Annotated in this window: 13 protein-coding genes; 8 read left to right on the top strand and 5 right to left on the bottom strand. The window is 56.2% G+C overall.

Going from position 1 to position 16,522, the window contains the following annotated elements; all coding sequences use genetic code 11:
- Positions 1–39: 39 nt before the first annotated feature.
- The 8 genes from MMC1_RS01965 (at position 40) to pckA (ending at position 10,386) form a co-directional block, all read left to right on the top strand.
- Entirely contained in the window at positions 40–972 is a 933-nt protein-coding gene (locus MMC1_RS01965) for an ABC transporter ATP-binding protein (RefSeq protein WP_041641723.1), read from the top strand.
- On the top strand, positions 965–3,859 hold the full coding sequence (locus MMC1_RS01960) for a Gldg family protein (protein WP_011712071.1): 2,895 nt from the start codon (positions 965–967) through the stop codon (positions 3,857–3,859). Before MMC1_RS01965 ends, MMC1_RS01960 begins: the two co-directional genes overlap by 8 nt.
- A gap of 2 nt (positions 3,860–3,861) precedes the next feature.
- A complete protein-coding gene (locus MMC1_RS01955; RefSeq protein WP_011712070.1) occupies positions 3,862–4,812 on the top strand; it encodes a DUF4340 domain-containing protein in 951 nt (316 codons plus the stop codon).
- 318 nt (positions 4,813–5,130) lie between these two features.
- Entirely contained in the window at positions 5,131–5,880 is a 750-nt protein-coding gene (gene surE / locus MMC1_RS01950; protein ID WP_011712069.1) for a 5'/3'-nucleotidase SurE, read from the top strand.
- A 32-nt stretch (positions 5,881–5,912) separates the two neighbouring features.
- Positions 5,913–6,548, top strand: coding sequence for a protein-L-isoaspartate(D-aspartate) O-methyltransferase (locus MMC1_RS01945; RefSeq protein ID WP_041641717.1), 636 nt, complete (start codon positions 5,913–5,915; stop codon positions 6,546–6,548).
- Positions 6,549–6,580: 32 nt separating this feature from the next.
- Positions 6,581–7,135 (top strand): YqaA family protein, encoded by a 555-nt coding sequence (locus MMC1_RS01940; RefSeq protein WP_227665291.1) that lies wholly within the window; start codon positions 6,581–6,583, stop codon positions 7,133–7,135.
- 53 nt (positions 7,136–7,188) lie between these two features.
- Positions 7,189–8,253, top strand: a complete 1,065-nt coding sequence (locus MMC1_RS01935) for a M23 family metallopeptidase (protein WP_160162646.1) — start codon at positions 7,189–7,191, stop codon at positions 8,251–8,253.
- A gap of 516 nt (positions 8,254–8,769) precedes the next feature.
- Positions 8,770–10,386 carry a phosphoenolpyruvate carboxykinase (ATP) gene (pckA, locus tag MMC1_RS01930; RefSeq protein WP_011712065.1) on the top strand — a complete coding sequence of 539 codons (1,617 nt, stop codon included), beginning with the start codon at positions 8,770–8,772 and terminating at the stop codon, positions 10,384–10,386.
- 153 nt (positions 10,387–10,539) lie between these two features.
- On the opposite strand, the gene pheT is transcribed toward pckA, so the two are convergent.
- The 5 genes from pheT to infC all read right to left on the bottom strand — a co-directional run bounded on the left by pheT (position 10,540) and on the right by infC (position 16,418).
- A complete protein-coding gene (pheT, locus tag MMC1_RS01925) occupies positions 10,540–12,930 on the bottom strand; it encodes a phenylalanine--tRNA ligase subunit beta (RefSeq protein WP_011712064.1) in 2,391 nt (796 codons plus the stop codon).
- A gap of 92 nt (positions 12,931–13,022) precedes the next feature.
- Positions 13,023–14,069, bottom strand: a complete 1,047-nt coding sequence (gene pheS, locus MMC1_RS01920; protein ID WP_011712063.1) for a phenylalanine--tRNA ligase subunit alpha — start codon at positions 14,067–14,069, stop codon at positions 13,023–13,025.
- An 897-nt stretch (positions 14,070–14,966) separates the two neighbouring features.
- Positions 14,967–15,320: a 50S ribosomal protein L20 gene (rplT, locus tag MMC1_RS01910; protein ID WP_011712062.1), complete on the bottom strand. Its 354-nt coding sequence runs from the start codon at positions 15,318–15,320 to the stop codon at positions 14,967–14,969.
- 109 nt (positions 15,321–15,429) lie between these two features.
- Positions 15,430–15,627, bottom strand: coding sequence for a 50S ribosomal protein L35 (gene rpmI, locus MMC1_RS01905; protein WP_011712061.1), 198 nt, complete (start codon positions 15,625–15,627; stop codon positions 15,430–15,432).
- 242 nt (positions 15,628–15,869) lie between these two features.
- On the bottom strand, positions 15,870–16,418 hold the full coding sequence (gene infC / locus MMC1_RS01900) for a translation initiation factor IF-3 (protein ID WP_011712060.1): 549 nt from the start codon (positions 16,416–16,418) through the stop codon (positions 15,870–15,872).
- Between the last annotated feature and the right edge of the window lie 104 nt (positions 16,419–16,522).

Below are 16,522 nucleotides of genomic sequence, written 5' to 3'. Positions count from 1 at the left end.
CCTCTGGGGTCCCAACCTAAGACATCTCTGGGGGACTGCATGATTGAAGTATCCCAACTCAGCCGCGTCTATGGCGATTATACCGCTGTAGAAGCCTGCTCCTTTGCCATCCAGCGGGGTGAGGTGGTGGGGCTACTGGGCCATAATGGCGCGGGCAAAACCACCATCATGAAGATGCTCACCGGCTTTCTGGAGCCCACCTCTGGCACCATTCTTATTGATGGCTTGGCCCTCAACCGCGAGGCCAACACCGTGCAGGGTCGCATCGGTTATCTGCCGGAAAACTGTCCGGTCTGGCCCGAAATGACGGTTATGGCCTATTTGGAGTATCATGCCGATCTACGGGGCATCGCCGATATTGACAAACCCCGTGCCATCGCCCGCGCCATCCGCCGTACCGCCCTGCAAGAGAAGGCGCTGGCCCCCATCGCCACCCTCTCCCGTGGCTACCGGCAGCGGGTGGGTGTGGCCCAGGCTATTTTGCATGATCCCGATATTATTATTCTGGATGAGCCCACCAATGGCCTAGATCCTACCCAGATCCGCCAGATGCGGGATCTTATCCGGGAGCTGGCCAAAGAGGCCACGGTGATTCTCTCCACCCATATTTTGCAAGAGGTGCAAGCGGTCTGTGAGCGGGTATTGATCCTAAAACAGGGCAAGCTGGTGGTGGATGCTACCCTCGCCACCTTGCAGAGCGGTGGACGGTTACGGCTCACCACCGCAAAAACCGCCCAAGCCACGCTGGCCTCACAGCTGGAGAGCGCGCAGATAGAGTCCCTGCCCAGCACCGATGGGCTCTACCACTACGCCCTCAACGTGCCTGCTCAGCAGACACCCCAGATCGCTCAAGCGGTGGTGGAAGGCGGGTTGGGTCTGCACGGGCTACATTTTGAAAAACAGAATCTGGAGTCGCTGTTTGCGCAAATCAATCAACAGCCGCAGACGCATGGGGAGGTGGGCCATGGATAAGATTATGCGCATTGCCCAAAAGGAGTTTCAAAGCTTTTTTGCCTCGCCAGCGGCCTTTCTGTTTCTCGGCGCGTTTTTGGCGGCAACCCTGTTTATCGTGTTCTGGGTGGAGACCTTTTTTGCCCGCAACATTGCCGATCTGCGCCCCATGTTTCAGTGGATGCCCCTGCTGTTGATCTTTTTGGTGGCCGCTCTGACCATGCGCAGCTGGTCCGAAGAGCGCCGCAGTGGCACCCTGGAGACGCTGCTCACCAGCCCGGTCAATCCCCTGCACCTCATCGCGGGTAAATTTGCGGCGGCCCTGGCATTGGTGGTGGTGGGGCTGGCCCTAACCCTGCCCCTGACCTTGACGGTGGCCCTGCTGGGTCCGTTGGATTGGGGCCCAGTGCTGGGGGGGTACATCGCCACCCTGTTCTTGGCAGCGGCCTATGTTAGCATCGGCCTGTTTATGAGTGCCCGCACCGATAACCCCATCGTGGCCCTTATCCTGACCACAGCGGTGTGCGGACTCTTCTATTTTATTGGCAGCCCGACCCTAACCAACCTGTTTGGTCACGAGGTCAGCCACTTTTTGGCGCTCTTAGGCAGTGGTTCCCGCTTTGACGCCATCACCCGTGGGGTGGTGGATCTGCGGGATCTCTATTATTACCTCTCCCTTGTTGGGGTGTTTTTAACCCTCAACCTGTTTACCTTGGAACGCCTTAAATGGGCAGGCAACCCCATAAGCCAGCGCCATAAACAGTGGGGTTGGTTAACCGCCCTACTGGTGGCAAACTTTGTGGCGGGCAACCTATGGCTGGGCTCCATCGGCTGGCTGCGCCAAGATATGACCGCCGGCAAGCTCTACTCCCTCTCCGAGGCCACCCAGCAGCAGCTCCAACAGTTGCAAGAACCCTTGCAGATCCGGGGCTATTTTAGTGCCAAAACCCACCCCCTGCTGGCCCCGTTGGTGCCGCAAATTCGCGATCTGCTCAAAGAGTATGCCCAGCTCAGCAAGGGCCGGGTCGAGGTCGCCTTTATTGATCCCCAACGCAGCCCCGCTCTGGAGGAGGAGGCCGCCAGCCGCTACGGCATCCGTCCGGTACCATTCCAAATGGCCAGCCGTCACCAAGCCTCGGTGGTGAACGCCTATTTTGATCTGGTGGTCGCCTACGGCGATCAATTTCAAAAGCTCAGCTATACCGACCTCATCGAGATTAAATCCGGTGCCAGCCGTGAGCTTGAGGTGATGCTTAAAAATCCTGAATATGCCATCACCCAATCCATTCGCAAGGTGCAGCACGCCTATCAATCCGGCGGCAACCCCTTTGAGGGTCTTGCCCACCCGGTTACTTTTACCGGTTATCTCTCCCAACCGCTGCCCGCTGGGGTAGAGAAGCTGCAAGGTGCCTTACAAAGTGCCCTGGATGAGCTAACGGCCCAGGGTAAAGAGAAGTTTAAGGTGCAGTTTAAAGATCCGGGTCAAGACCCTGCGCTGGCCAAACAGCTCAAGCAGGATTACGGCTTTAAACCGCAAATTGCCAGCTTGCTAGATCCTCAACCCTTCTGGTTTTACATGGTGTTGACGGGTAATGACAGCGATGGCATCCCCGTGCCGCTGCCTGAAGAGCTCACCAAAGAGGGGCTAAAACGCACCATTGAAGCCGCCGTACAGCGTATGGCACCGGGCTTTTTGAAAAACATCACCCTTACCACCGCCACCCCAGCCCCAGCGGGCATGATGGGCCGGGCCCCCACCCCGGGTAAGGGCTACACCCTGCTGCAAGAAGCGTTGGGGGAGTCTCTTAAAGTCACCAGCAACGACCTGCAAAGCGGCCAAGTGCCCGCCCAGACCGATCTGTTAATGGTGATGGGTCCCGATAAGCTGAATGAAAAACAGCTCTTTGCCATGGATCAATTTCTCATGCAGGGGGGCACAGTGGTGCTGGCCACCTCCCCCTTTGATGTGGATCTACAGGGCTCTTTGAGCGTCGCCAATAAGCATGACGCCGGATTGACCGAATGGCTAGCCAGCCACGGCATTACCCTACAAGAGAAGATGGTGCTGGATGCCCAAAAGGCCTCTCTACCAGTACCGGTCACACGCTATATCGGCCCTATGGCGGTGGAGGAGATTCAACAGTTCCCCTACCCCCATTTTCCCGATCTGCGTGGCGCGAGCCTCAATCCTAAAAGCCCCATTACCGCTGGCTTGGGGCAGTTGACCATCAATTGGGCCTCACCCATTGTGGTGGATGCCGAACCGAACAAAACCCGTCAGGTGATCCCCCTGCTGCATAGCTCCAAACAGAGCTGGAGCTCGGATGCCTTGAATATTCTGCCCGACTATCAAGCCTATCCCGACCAGGGTTTTCCCAAACCCGACAGCCAAGAGCCTCAACTGCTGGCGGTGGCGCTAGAGGGACGCTTTGACTCCTTCTTTAAGGATAAAGCCTCGCCCCTACTGCACGAGCAGGAGGCTCCCTCTGCGCACGCCCCCGAGGAGAAGGCGCAGCAAACCGATCCAGAGCCAACCAAACCCCAATTTGGCGGCGTGCTTGAGCACTCCTCCCCCGAGGCGCGTTTAATCCTGATCGCCTCCAACGGGTTTGCCTCGGACGAGGTCTTGTCCTTGGCCTCACAAGGGGCGGGTACCCTCTACAATAAACCCATCGAGTTGCTGCAAAACAGCATCGACTGGGCCTTACAGGATGCCGCCTTGATGCAAATTCGTGGACGCATGCAGTTTGCCCGCACCCTGCTGCCCATGAGCGATGGCAGCCGCATGGTCATTGAATATTTTAACTACGGGTTGGTGCTGCTGGGGCTGTTGGGCATCTGGCTGTGGCGCCGGGCGGTGCGGTTGCGTCAGCTGCGTCGTCACCAAGCGATTCTGGCGGAGGTGTAATCATGGCACGCAATATTCGTATACTGGCCCTATTGCTGGCGGCACAGATGGGCTTGGCGCTGGTGTTGCTGGGCAGTGGCCCCAGCTTACAAGCGGTCAACCCCAACACACCCCTGCTCAACTTGGGTGAAGGCGAGCTTGATGAACTGCTCATCGAGGGCGACGATCACAGCCAACTGCTGCTCAAAAAACAGGATGGCCTTTGGCGGCTGCCCGACCACCACAACTACCCGGCTGAGCAGGGCGACGTGACCGCCCTGCTCAGCCAACTCAAGAGCCTGAGCCACGGCACTCCCATGGCCACCAGCGACGCGGCGCTGGAACGGTTTAAGGTTGCCGATACCCACTTTAACCGCCGCATCACCCTCAAACGTCAACAACAGGTGGTGGCGGTGCTCTATCTGGGCAGTGGTCAGGGGGCACGCAACAGCGCGGCCCATGTTGAGGGGCAGCCGGGCATCTTTAATGTGGCCATAGCCCTGCACCAAGTGCCGCAAACCGCGAAAGCGTGGCAGGATAAAACCCTGTTGCAGATACCGGCGGGGGAGATCATGCAGATCGCAACCCATGGCCTAACCCTACAGCGCCAGCCGGTGGATAAAGAGGATAAAGCTGCCAAGCCTAGCTGGCAGGCCACCGGCTTACAAGCGGGGGAAACGGTAAACAGCACCGCCGTAGAGAGCTTGAGCACGAAGCTGGCGACCTTGCGCATTGAGGAGCTGCTGGGGGTGACGGATCAACCCGCATATGGGCTGGACAAACCGGTCTGGCAGGCCACCCTTACCCGCCAGGGGCAACCCCCACTGATCTATCAACTGGGGCACCAGAGCGAACCGAACAGCTATACCCTGAAACGCTCTGATCGACCCGAATATTTTAAACTCCCCACCTATCTGGCGGAGTCGTTGATTGAAGCGGGCAAGCGCGACAGCTTGCTCAACAAAGCCCCCTAAACAGCGTTGAACCCCAGCATGGAGGGTCTGCCCCTGGGCAGACCCATCCATGTCTGGCATAGAGCCCCGTACCAACCGCCTTTTCTAACACCCTTGTTTGTTTTCTCATCCCCCTGCTTGAGGCCGGGCAATCTTTGCCTGTGAAGCCAGGGCGGTTTCTACCCATAGCCAGGATTTATCTGGCGGATCACTGCTAAAAAACACCACCATAACATATGCTTTTCAGTGTCTTACCAAGATCTTACCCGATATTGCTTGCTGTGGTTTCAATTTTGCAAAGTGGTCTGTGGCAAACGGGCTACTGAAAATGGGTGTTTCATGTTGATACTGCTTACCAATGATGATGGCATCGCCTCGCCGGGTCTTCAAGCGCTCAAAGATGCGCTTAAAGAGCGGCACGATGTGGTGACGCTCGCCCCGGTCAAAGATATGAGTGGCACAGCCCACGCTATCTCCCGTGGCGAGGATATTAAGCTCACCCGCATCGCCGAATATGAGGTTGCGATCAACGGCACTCCGACCGATTGTGTTATGGCTGGGCTGCGTATGGTGTTGCGGCGCCCCCCGGATTTGCTGGTCTCTGGCATTAACATGGGGGCAAATGTGGCTGAGGATCTCAGCTACTCAGCCACCGCTGGGGCCGCTTGGGAAGGTGCCCTCTCGGGCATTCCCTCCATGGCGGTATCCCTGTGTGGCAGCGCGGCACCCTGGCATTTTGAGAGTGCCATTAAAGTCACCCACATGGTGATCCGGCAGTGGTTGGAAAATCCCCTGCCCCCTGGCACCTTTTTAAATGTCAATGTGCCCAATGTGCCGGAATATGAGTTAAAAAATCCCAAGCCCACACGCCAGGGATTGCGCTTTAACTGGCCGCCACCGCCGGTCACGGCGGCGGGTAACCCGGCTTTCTGGGATCCAACGATTCCCACCCCCAGAGAGGAAGAGTTTCAATTGGCCACGGATGAAGAGGCGCTACGCGACGGGTTCACCTCGGTGACCGCGCTGCACTGTCTGTTTCGCCACCCCCACGCTACAGAGAGATTAAAGGCATGGTCGCTGTTTCGCTAAAGATGAGCCAACCGGCTGCTCCACCACCACCCATGGGGGAGCGTGCCCGTACCCGCATGTTGCTCGCCCTGCAAAGTCGGGGGATTCATGATCCACGGGTGCTGGAGGTGATGGGTGCCCTACCCCGTCATGACTTTGTGGATGAAGCCCTCGCGGGCCACGCTTATGGTGATGCCACCCTGCCCATTGGCGAGGGTCAGACGCTCTCCCAGCCCTATACCGTGGCCCGCATGAGTCAGGCCCTGGAGTTGGGGTATGGCATGCATGTGCTGGAGATCGGCACCGGATCGGGGTATCAAACCGCTGTCTTGGCGGCGCTCTGTCGGCGGGTTTACACGGTGGAGCGTATCCCCTCACTGGCACTGCTGGCACGGGAGCGGTTGGAGCGCATGGGCATCACCAATGTACGCTACCGGGTGGGCGATGGCACCCTAGGCTGGCCAGAGCCGCGCCCCTTTGAGCGCATTATTGTCACCGCGGGTGCCCCCGCCACCCCAGAGCGTCTGAAAAGACAGCTCGAAATTGGGGGACGCATGATTATCCCTGAAGGGGGTAAACTCAACCAGCAGTTAATTTGCATTCAGCGCACCGGTCCTGAAAGTTGGCAACGTGACGTGCTGGAGGCGTGTCGTTTTGTGCCCCTCGTGGGCCAACAGGGGTGGGAATAGTGGCATTGATGCGGGGTCTTTACGATTGGACCATGCATTGGGCTATGCACCCCAAGGCGGTGGTCGCGCTGTTTTTGGTAGCGGTGGCGGAATCTTCCTTCTTTCCCATTCCCCCTGACCTACTGCTCATGGCAATGGCCCTGGCGGAGCCTATGCGCAGCCTGCTCTATGCGGCGGTGTGTACAGCAGGTTCGGTATTGGGTGGGGCGTTGGGGTATCTCATTGGCTACCTCGCCTGGGATTGGATCGGTGCGCCTATCCTTACCTTTTACGGCAAGATGGAAGCCTATGATCAGTTGGCCGGATTATTTGACGCCCATGGTGCATGGGTGGTGGCCATTGCAGGGTTTAGCCCCCTGCCTTACAAACTGTTTACCATAACAGCCGGGGCCCTACACGCCAACTTTGCCCTGTTTATGGTCATGTCCCTGCTCTCACGTGGGGCACGTTTTTTCCTGGTGGCTGCCCTGTTACGTTGGGGTGGTGAACCACTGCGCAAACTGGTCGAGCGACATCTGGATCTGCTTACCGTTGCGGTGGTGGTGGTGATTGTTGCCATTGTGGTGGTGATGAAATGGATCGTTTAACCATAAAACACAGGCTGACAGGCCTAATGACCCTGCTGCTACTGGGTGGGTGCATGCCTCTGGACACGCTTAACCTGTCCACCACCCCAACCGATACCCCGGTACGGGTGGCGCGCGGCCCTGCTTTGGGTTGGCAACCAACCACGACCCCCAACCATGTCGAGCCATCTAACGCCCCGACCTATCAGGTACAGGCCGGTGACTCCCTTTGGTCCATTGCCATGAGCCATCAGGTTGATGTGTTTGATCTGGCCCGTTGGAACGGGGTCGATGATCCCGATAAGGTGGTGGCGGGGCAACTGCTCTATGTGCGCTCCCCCAGCATGCCGGTGCCTAACGGCAAACCCGATGTGATGGATGAAGGCAACAGCTCGGGGGATACCCCCCTGCGCACGGTACATCTACCCCAGCCCTCGGTGGTGGCACAACCCGATCCCATGGGGGTAGCCCAGAGCGGGGGTTTTCTTAAGCAGCACTCCTTTATTCTGCCCACGGGCCGCACCGCGCCGCTACCGCTACCCGCTCTGGCCACCCCCTTAGCGGCGGTGGGGAGCACGGCAACGCCTACGGATAAAGCCACCCCTGCACCCAAAAGCCGTGATCTCACCACGCAGCCCGCAACACGGCAAATTGTGGTTCAGATACGGGGTGACGAAGAGAAACCCGGTATTATCCAACAGCCTGCCACCCTCTCTAGCGCCACCGCGGCGGCCAATCTACAGCGGATGAAAGGCAAACCCGCCCCGCAACAGTGGAACTGGCCTGTACAGGGAACCGTGGTCGCCAGCTTTGGCAGGCGGGGTGCCAAGATTAACCCAGGTATCGACATTGCCGCCGAAAAGGGTACACCGGTGTTGGCACCCGCAGCCGGCGTGGTCGCCTATGTGGGTGGTCATGATAGCTTTGGCAATCTCATTATTGTCAATCATGGGGGGGATTATAAGACCTTGTATGCCCACAATGATGTCAATTTGGTAGAGCGGGGACAAGAAATTCGTCCCGGTCAAATGATTGCTCGGGTGGGCAATACGGGGGTGCGGGTACGTTCACCACGGCTCCACTTTGAGATCCGCAGGCCAATCAAACCTCTGAATCCGTTGAACTATCTATCTAAATGATGATGGGTATATAATATCGTGTTGTTACAGTGCGTTATGCTACTGTATGGTATTACTGTTATTTATCCCCATCATCAAAACTCTACACTGGCTTTTTGTCGCCTAGAACAGCAAAATACTCCTAGCAATCTAGAATATGCTCTACCTGTTAACCGCCCACTACCCGTTGCAGAACGGCTGCTGTGGTGTTACGCAAGAAACAGGTGGTGATCGCGAGGGGTTTTTACTCTCGCTGTGAAGCGTTTATACCGCTACCCCTGCGGCACTCTGCTTGCCCTACGTGGATAGGATCCATTTTTTGCTCCCATGATGGAGCTGCAAATACCCAGGGGTTACCGCAGGCGCGGTTTCACTGATGGAATGTAATACCGAGCATGGAACAAGATTTTAGGGTCTTGACTCCTAGGTTGATGAGAGGTCATCTGCCATACTCTGATTTTGGATGACCAAAGCCCTTTTCGTGCCACACTGTGGTGAGTACGCATACTTGATCGCTACGCAGAAAGGTTTCCACCCATGTCCAGCACTTTGACCTATAAAGAACGCGTCGCAGCCGTCACCAAACAGTTGGCGGAACGGGGAATCAGCAACCCTGGCGTCGTCAACCTGGATCTCCCCACCCCCAAACTCTATGAGCAGATTATCGCCCGCGGTGAAGGGCAGATTGCCCACGGTGGTTCGGTCGTGGTGGAGACAGGCATCTATACCGGTCGTTCTGCCAAAGATAAATTTATTGTGGAGGAGCCTACCAGTCAGGCGGATGTGGATTGGGGCACGGTTAACCGTCCTGTTTCCCAAGAAAATTATGAAAAGGTGCGCGGTCGCTTGATGGCGTTTTTACAAGGTCGGGAGCTGTTTGTACAAGATGTGCGGGTTGGTGCCGATCCTCAATTTCAGCGCCGGGTGCGGGTGGTTAACATTAAAGCGTGGCAAAATCTGTTTGCACGTAACCTGTTTATCACCCCTGAGACCATGGAAAATGAGGTTGTTCCCCCCGATTTTACCGTCATTGCCTGCCCCGATTTTAAGGCCGATCCTGAACTGGATGGCACCCGTTCCGAAGCCTTTATCTACATGAACATTGCCCAGCGCGAGATCATTATTGGTGGTACGGCCTATGCGGGAGAGATGAAAAAGTCGATCTTCTCCATCATGAACTATCTGCTGCCTAAGCAGGCCGTGTTCCCCATGCACTGTAGCGCCAATATCGGCACACAAGATGATGTGGCCATCTTCTTTGGCCTCTCTGGTACCGGCAAAACCACTCTCTCCACCGATCCCAAACGCCGTATGATTGGCGATGATGAGCATGGCTGGTCCGATAAAGGGGTGTTTAACTTTGAGGGTGGCTGCTACGCCAAGACCATTCGTTTGAACGCCGTGGCCGAGCCGGTTATCCATAACTGTACCCAAACCTTTGGTACCGTCTTGGAAAATGTGGTGATGGATGAGGAGAGCCGTACCCTGGACTTGGATGACGACCGCAAGACCGAAAATACCCGTGCCGCTTATCCTTTAAGCTCGGTGGGTAACATTAAGGCTGACGGTATGGGGGGTCATCCCAGCCATGTGATTCTGCTAACGGCGGATGCCTTTGGGGTACTCCCCCCGGTCTCGCGTCTTACCTCTGAGCAGGCCATGTACCACTTTATCTCCGGCTATACCGCCAAGCTGGCCGGTACTGAGCGGGGCGTCAAAGAGCCCCAAGCCACCTTCTCATCCTGTTTTGGTGGCCCGTTCATGGTTCACCACCCCACAGTCTATGCTGAAATGCTGGGTAAACGGCTGAGCGAGACCGGTGCCAAGTGCTGGTTGGTGAATACCGGCTGGACCGCAGGCCCTTATGGTGAAGGGCATCGCATGCCCATCCGCGAAACCCGCGCCATCATTGACAGCATTTTGGCCAATGAGCTCAACGATGTGGCTACCCATGAAGACCCTGTCTTTGGGCTGGCCGTGCCCACCGCCATTGATGGGGTGGAAACCGTACGTCTGACCCCTCGTGATACCTGGAAAGATGGTGCGGCCTTTGATGCCAAGGCCAAAGATCTGGCCCGTCAGTTTAATGAAAATTTTGCCAACTTTGCTGATCGCGTCTCCGATGCCATCAAGGGTGCTGGTCCCAAGGTGTAAGCCACTGGGGCAACCACCACGGGCTTAACTCCAAAAAAAGGCCCACCATGCTCGGGAAGCATGGTGGGCCTTTTTTGGTGGCGATGGCAGGCATGATGCTTGGGTTGCGCTATTCTATCTCAGAACACCCCGGGGGCCAGAAGGGCACACCCCTTAGGCCCGCAGCACGGCATTGAACTGTTTTTCCAACTTGGCCGTAACCTGGGCCATAACTTGATTGATCTCACCCTCATCGAGCGTACGATCATCGGCTTGCAGCACCAGCCCAAAGGCGATGCTCTTTTTATCCTGGGGCACATGCTCGCCGGTATAGAGATCAAACAGCTCCACCTCACGCACCAACTGCTTGGCGACACTGCGGGCACTCTCCAAAATGGTCGCTGCGGGGGTGTCACGATCCACCACAAAGGCAAAATCCCGTGTCACCGCCGGGTAGCGGCTGACATTGGCCGCCTCTTTTTTGTTAACCTGAGTTAGGGCATCACTGCGCAGTTCCAGCATGAGCACCGGTTGATCTATGCCCATGGCCTCTCTGAGGGAGGGGTGCAGCTCCCCCATCCACCCTGCAACCCGGCCCCGTAGATGGATCTCCGCTTTGCGTCCAGGGTGTAAAAAGGCTGGTCCACCGGGTAGATAGCGGGGTTCGGCCCCTTGCAGGCGACTGACCACCGTTTGAAAATCCCCTTTAAGGTCAAAGAAATCCCATACCCGCTGGGGGGTGTGCCAGATACGTGGGGTGCCGCGACCGGCCAGCACCATGCTCACATGCTCTTCTTCCTGCACCTGACCTTGGGCATCCAGTTTAAAGATGTGTCCCATCTCGAACAGGCGCAAACCATCATTCCCCCGGCTTAGGTTGCGCCGCACCGCCTCAACCAATCCAGCAATGAGCGAGGTGCGCATGCACGATTGCTCCTCCGACAGAGGGTTGGTCAGCATAATGGGGTGCAGATCGGCATCAAAGCGGGCTTGCACCTCGGGGGCAACAAAGGCGTAGTTGACCGCTTCCAGATAGCCCAGCCCGGTTAGGGCCTTGCGCAGCCGTTTTGCCAGTTGCCGCTCTGGGCTATCTTGGTGGGTGGCCACCGCGCCACTGGGCAGCTCGGTGGGCACCTTGTCATAACCAAACAGACGCACTACCTCTTCCACCAAATCTTCTTCTCGCAGCAGATCATGCCGGTGGGTGGGGGGTAGATACCAAACGGCACCTTCTACAGTGGCGCTCTGGGCGGGTTTTGCCACCTCTACACAGCCGATAGCCTGGAGATAACGGGCCTGTTCCGCTTGGGTCAAGCACATACCGGTCAGGGCATTGGCGCGGGTATGGCGAAAGGCCACCGGTGGATTACGGCTCCAGGTGCCTGCATCGGTCAGGGTGATGGCCCCGGCTTGCCCGCCGCACAGCTCCAACACCAGTTGGGTTGCGCGATCCAGTGCCAGCTCGATCGCCATGGGGTCGGTACCCCGTTCAAAGCGGTGACGTGAGTCGGTGACAAGGTTTAACCGCCGACCGGTGCGGGCGGTGCGCACAGGATTAAAATAGGCGGATTCTAAAAAGATGCTGGTGGTTGCATCGGTCACACCGGAGTTTAACCCCCCCATCACCCCGGCCACGGCCAGCGGGCGTTGTTGATCACAGATCAGGGTCATCTGCTCGGTGAGTTGCCGCTCGACATAATCCAGGGTTGTCAGGCGCTCATCTGGGTTGGCGCGGCGCACCACGATGGGGGCTGCGAGCTGAGCCAGATCAAAGGCGTGCATGGGCTGGTTGAGTTCCAGCATCACATAGTTGGTAATATCTACGATATTGTTGATGCTACGTAGTCCCACTGACTCCAAACGGTTACGTAACCAGTCGGGGCTGGGGCCTACTTTGACCCCTTCTACCACCCGTCCGGCGTAGCGGGGACAGCCTTCACCGTCTGCGATCTCAACGGCGACGGTGGGCACGTTGGCCGCCACTTGAACGGCGCTTTGCAGGGGGATAAGGCTTTCGCCGGTTACGGCGGCCAAATCCCTGGCGATACCACGCACCCCTAGGCAGTCGCCCCGGTTGGGGGTAATGCCCAGTTCAAAGCAGATATCGTTACGTTGAAAATAGTCGGCCATGGTGGCCCCTTCGGGGGCATCGCTGGGCAGGATGATAATCCCTTCCGAGCTTTCGGCCATGCCCAGTTCGGTGAGGGAACAGAGCATGCCCTCGGAGGGTTGGCCCCGTAGTTGGCCCTTTTTAATTTTTAGTCCATTGGGCAGCTCGGCACCATCACGGGCCACGGCTACTTTATCGCCCTGTTTATGGTTGGTGGCCCCACAGACAATGTTGAGCCGTGTTTCCCCCACCCGCACCTGACAGCAGGTTAGGCGGTCGGCGTCGGGGTGCGGTTGCACGGCTTCGAGAAAACCTACCTGCACTTTATCCAACCCTTTACCCAGCCGTTCCATGGCATCCACTTCTAGGCCGGCCATGGTCAGGGTTTTGCTGATCTGTTCGCTATCAAGCTGGGTATTAATTTGTTCACGCAGCCATTTTTCGGTAAATTTCATGATATTTACGCTCGCTCTACAGACGGTGCGGAGACCGTATCTTTTTTTAGCTATGGGGGCGTTCGGCCCGACCTAAGTGCCTCAACCCTGTCTTAATAGACGGCGTGTCGAGAGAGAAAGCGCACATCATTTTCAAAAAAGGTGCGCAGGTCATTGATGCCATATTTGAGCATACCCAGGCGTTCTACCCCCATACCGAAGGCAAAACCGGCGTAGATTTCGCTATCCATACCCACATTTTTCATCACTTCGGGGTGGATCATGCCGCAGCCCAGCACTTCGAGCCAACCAGTACCTTTGCAGATACGGCAACCTTTACCGTTACAGAACAGGCAGGCCATATCCACCTCGGCCGAGGGTTCGGTAAAGGGGAAAAAGGAGGGGCGAAAACGCACAGGCAATTTTTGTTCAAAAAAGGTTTGTAGAAAGCTTTCGAGTAAACCTTTGAGTTGCCCAAAGTGCACCCCTTTATCCACCATAAAGCCTTCCACTTGGTGGAACATGGGGGTGTGGGTCACGTCGGAGTCGCAGCGGTAGACTTTACCGGGCGCGATCACGCGCAGGGGGGGTTGGCGATTTTCCATGACGCGGATTTGCACGGGCGAGGTATGGGTACGCAGCACGCGACGGCCCCCATTGGGATCGTCGGCGATGTAGAAGGTATCGTGCATCTCCCGCGCGGGGTGGTCATCGGGGATATTGAGTGCGCCGAAGTTATGCCAGTCGCTTTCGATTTCGGGACCGGAAGCCACTTCAAAACCCATACCTGCGAAAACTTGGGCGATCTCTTCGATGGCGCGAGTGACGGGGTGGATACCGCCGGTGTGGGTGTGACGACCGGGCAGAGAGATATCCAGGCGTTCGCTTAGCAGGCGCGCATGGAGTTCATCTTTTTTTAATTTTTCGAGTTGGGCCTCGAAGCTTTGATTATAGGCCTCTTTAAGCTGGTTAAGCCATTGACCCAGCTCTTTTTTGTCTTCTGGTGGGCAGGTTTTCATCAAACCGTACTGTTGGGTGATGCTGCCTTTTTTCCCCATAAATCGGATGCGCACGTCTTCGAGATCTTTAAGGTTCTCGCTGCTGGAGATGGCGGAGATGGCTTCTTGTTCCAGTTGTTGCAGTGCGTTGCGCATGGTCATGACCGTTATATGGGGTTATTGGGTTATCTGGATTTTTTGACCTGTTTTTTACCCTGTTTGCCACATTGTGAACAGGGTTACAGGGAGAAAGGGAGAGGTTTTTTTCTCCCGGCTATTTAAGGTTGCTCTGTTGGTTTAGTCTCCCGCTATCGCACCTAATCGGCTAGCTTCTACGCTTAAAAAAGGTTTGAGGGGGGTCTGGGAGGAGCAGTTCTCTCTCTCCCCCCAGGGTTTTGCTTTTGATATTTTGACTTTTTTGCAGTTAGGCTCGCCCTTCGCCAGGGGCGCTAAGCGGCATCTTTTGGCAACTTAGCGCCCCTGGCGAAGGGCGAGCCAGCTTTTTCATGCCCCAGCAGGGGTTCGTTCCGGGCTGGGGTTGGGGGTATTGAGCGGTTTCCACCCCAGCGCCCGTGTGCCCAGGTTCCACCCCAGCCACCATCTGCCCAACCGCCCGCCACGCTGGCGCGTGACATCGCTAGCCTACGCCCCGTAGCGCACCCCTACACAACCCGTGCTCTCTTAAATAAAACCCCTGCGCCCTTACCCCATCGGTACGGGGCTAAAAGATCAAACGATTAAAAAAATTCACCAATCTCAGGGCTTCGTCCCGAACGCCACTGGGCGCTGCCCAGACCCGGCAGGGCGCCGCCCTGCACCCGCTGGGCGGGCAAGCAGAGCTTCCCCCCAGACCCCCCAATCCCTTTTAATAATGGGACTCCCTAAACATAGAGGCTTTCAAGACCCCTTGAATATCTCTACCCATCCACCCCGCAAAATCCCCATAAAACCCAATTTCTCAACAAAACCAACCACCCTAAATAAAGAAAGAGGGCCCATCCGGACCCTCTTCCCTATTTGGTAAGGTAGACGCACCTTTTAGGTTCCGATTCCTCGCGCTTACAGCGCAGCCTTGGCCTGTTCCACCAGGGTACCAAAACTCTCCGGCTCGCTAATCGCTAGCTCAGACAGAACCTTACGATCCAGCTCAATGCCCGCTTTATTCAAACCGTTCATGAACTGACTATAGGACATACCATGCAGACGGGTCGCCGCGTTAATACGCGCAATCCATAACCGACGCATCTCACGCTTGAGATTCTTACGGTCACGGTATGCATACTGCAAACCCTTCTCAACCTTCTGCTTGGCAATACGGAAACAACTATTATTGCGCCCTGTATAGCCCTTAGCCGCCTTCAGAACCTTCTTGTGTCGCGCCTGCGACGTTACACCACGTTTTACTCTCGGCATTATCTTACTCCACTTCTACTCTTATATAGGCGGGACTACCCTCGGTGTCAGGTCGTCCACACGTTGCCGTCTCTTCTCTTAACTCAAGCCTATCCCTAAGAAGGCTCTCTTAGAGATAAGGCAACATCTTACGTACACCAGCCACATCACGCTCATGAACCAAATCACCAGCACGGAAACCACGCTTCCGCTTGGCACTCTTCTTGGTCAAAATGTGACTCTTAAACGCCTTGTTCCGGCGAATTTTGCCGCTACCGGTCACTTTAAACCGCTTCGCAGCTCCTCGATGGGTCTTCAATTTGGGCATTTCAAGCTCCTACATATCTACGCGTCTACCTCACCTATACAGCTGCCAAACAACAGCTACCCCGCCTATAACCCAAACCTCCACAACAGACAAACCGCAGGGCATTAAAAATCCCCTGCGGTCCGGGTGGAACCTGTGGACACTTGAGTCAAAACAAGGTCTGTAAAGGCAAACCCTTTATCGTGCCAGCCCAACCGCTGACACATACCCCATAACCCCCCTTACCAAAAAGGGCTATGCGACTATTTCTTCACCAATGCGTTGGGAGCTAACATCATCGTGATCTGTCGGCCCAGCAGCTTAGGCTCCTGCTCAACCTTACCCAGATCCAAAACCTCACTCTCAACCTTCTTCAACATCACTAGGCCAAGATCCTGGTGGGCCATCTCACGCCCACGAAAACGCATGGTACACTTAACCTTGTTGCCACCTTCCAGAAACTTGCGAATGCTGCGCAACTTCACTTCATAATCATGGGTATCGGTACCAGGACGAAACTTAACCTCCTTAGTATCAATACGTACCTGATTCTTCCGCGCTATACGCTCACGTACCGCCTTCTGGTACTTGTATTTGGTGTAGTCCATGATCTTGCACACCGGTGGCTTTGCCTCAGGGGCAACCTCCACCAGATCAAGGCCCACATTCTGTGCACGGTACAGGGCGTCGTTTCGTGAAACCACGCCGACCTGTTCACCCTCCTCATCAATGAGTCGAACCTCCGGCACACGAATCGCTTCGTTAATGCGCGTGGAATCCTGGTTCTGCGGTAAACTCCGATCGAATCTCATGTTCCTGCTTATGACGATATCTCCTATGAGATGGCACGAACCAACCGCAATCAATACGGTAAATGGCCCAGCTTCAGCTCAGACACCCAAAAGATGGTACGAAA

It is taken from the genome of Magnetococcus marinus MC-1, from assembly GCF_000014865.1.
GTDB classification, from domain to species: domain Bacteria; phylum Pseudomonadota; class Magnetococcia; order Magnetococcales; family Magnetococcaceae; genus Magnetococcus; species Magnetococcus marinus.
Note: the sequence above shows the minus strand (reverse complement) of the source record. Positions and strands in the feature narration are given on the sequence as shown.

Excerpts from the sequence above, each read along its gene's own strand:
- rplT (WP_011712062.1), bottom strand. The coding sequence starts at position 15,320 with ATGCCGAGAGTAAAACGTGGTGTAACGTCGCAGGCGCGACACAAGAAG.
- MMC1_RS01965 (WP_041641723.1), top strand. The coding sequence starts at position 40 with ATGATTGAAGTATCCCAACTCAGCCGCGTCTATGGCGATTATACCGCT.
- MMC1_RS01935 (WP_160162646.1), top strand. The coding sequence starts at position 7,189 with ATGCCTCTGGACACGCTTAACCTGTCCACCACCCCAACCGATACCCCG.
- MMC1_RS01955 (WP_011712070.1), top strand. The coding sequence starts at position 3,862 with ATGGCACGCAATATTCGTATACTGGCCCTATTGCTGGCGGCACAGATG.
- rpmI (WP_011712061.1), bottom strand. The coding sequence starts at position 15,627 with ATGCCCAAATTGAAGACCCATCGAGGAGCTGCGAAGCGGTTTAAAGTG.
- pckA (WP_011712065.1), top strand. The coding sequence starts at position 8,770 with ATGTCCAGCACTTTGACCTATAAAGAACGCGTCGCAGCCGTCACCAAA.
- infC (WP_011712060.1), bottom strand. The coding sequence starts at position 16,418 with ATGAGATTCGATCGGAGTTTACCGCAGAACCAGGATTCCACGCGCATT.
- pheT (WP_011712064.1), bottom strand. The coding sequence starts at position 12,930 with ATGAAATTTACCGAAAAATGGCTGCGTGAACAAATTAATACCCAGCTT.
- surE (WP_011712069.1), top strand. The coding sequence starts at position 5,131 with ATGTTGATACTGCTTACCAATGATGATGGCATCGCCTCGCCGGGTCTT.
- MMC1_RS01940 (WP_227665291.1), top strand. The coding sequence starts at position 6,581 with ATGCATTGGGCTATGCACCCCAAGGCGGTGGTCGCGCTGTTTTTGGTA.
- MMC1_RS01945 (WP_041641717.1), top strand. The coding sequence starts at position 5,913 with ATGGGGGAGCGTGCCCGTACCCGCATGTTGCTCGCCCTGCAAAGTCGG.
- pheS (WP_011712063.1), bottom strand. The coding sequence starts at position 14,069 with ATGACCATGCGCAACGCACTGCAACAACTGGAACAAGAAGCCATCTCC.
- MMC1_RS01960 (WP_011712071.1), top strand. The coding sequence starts at position 965 with ATGGATAAGATTATGCGCATTGCCCAAAAGGAGTTTCAAAGCTTTTTT.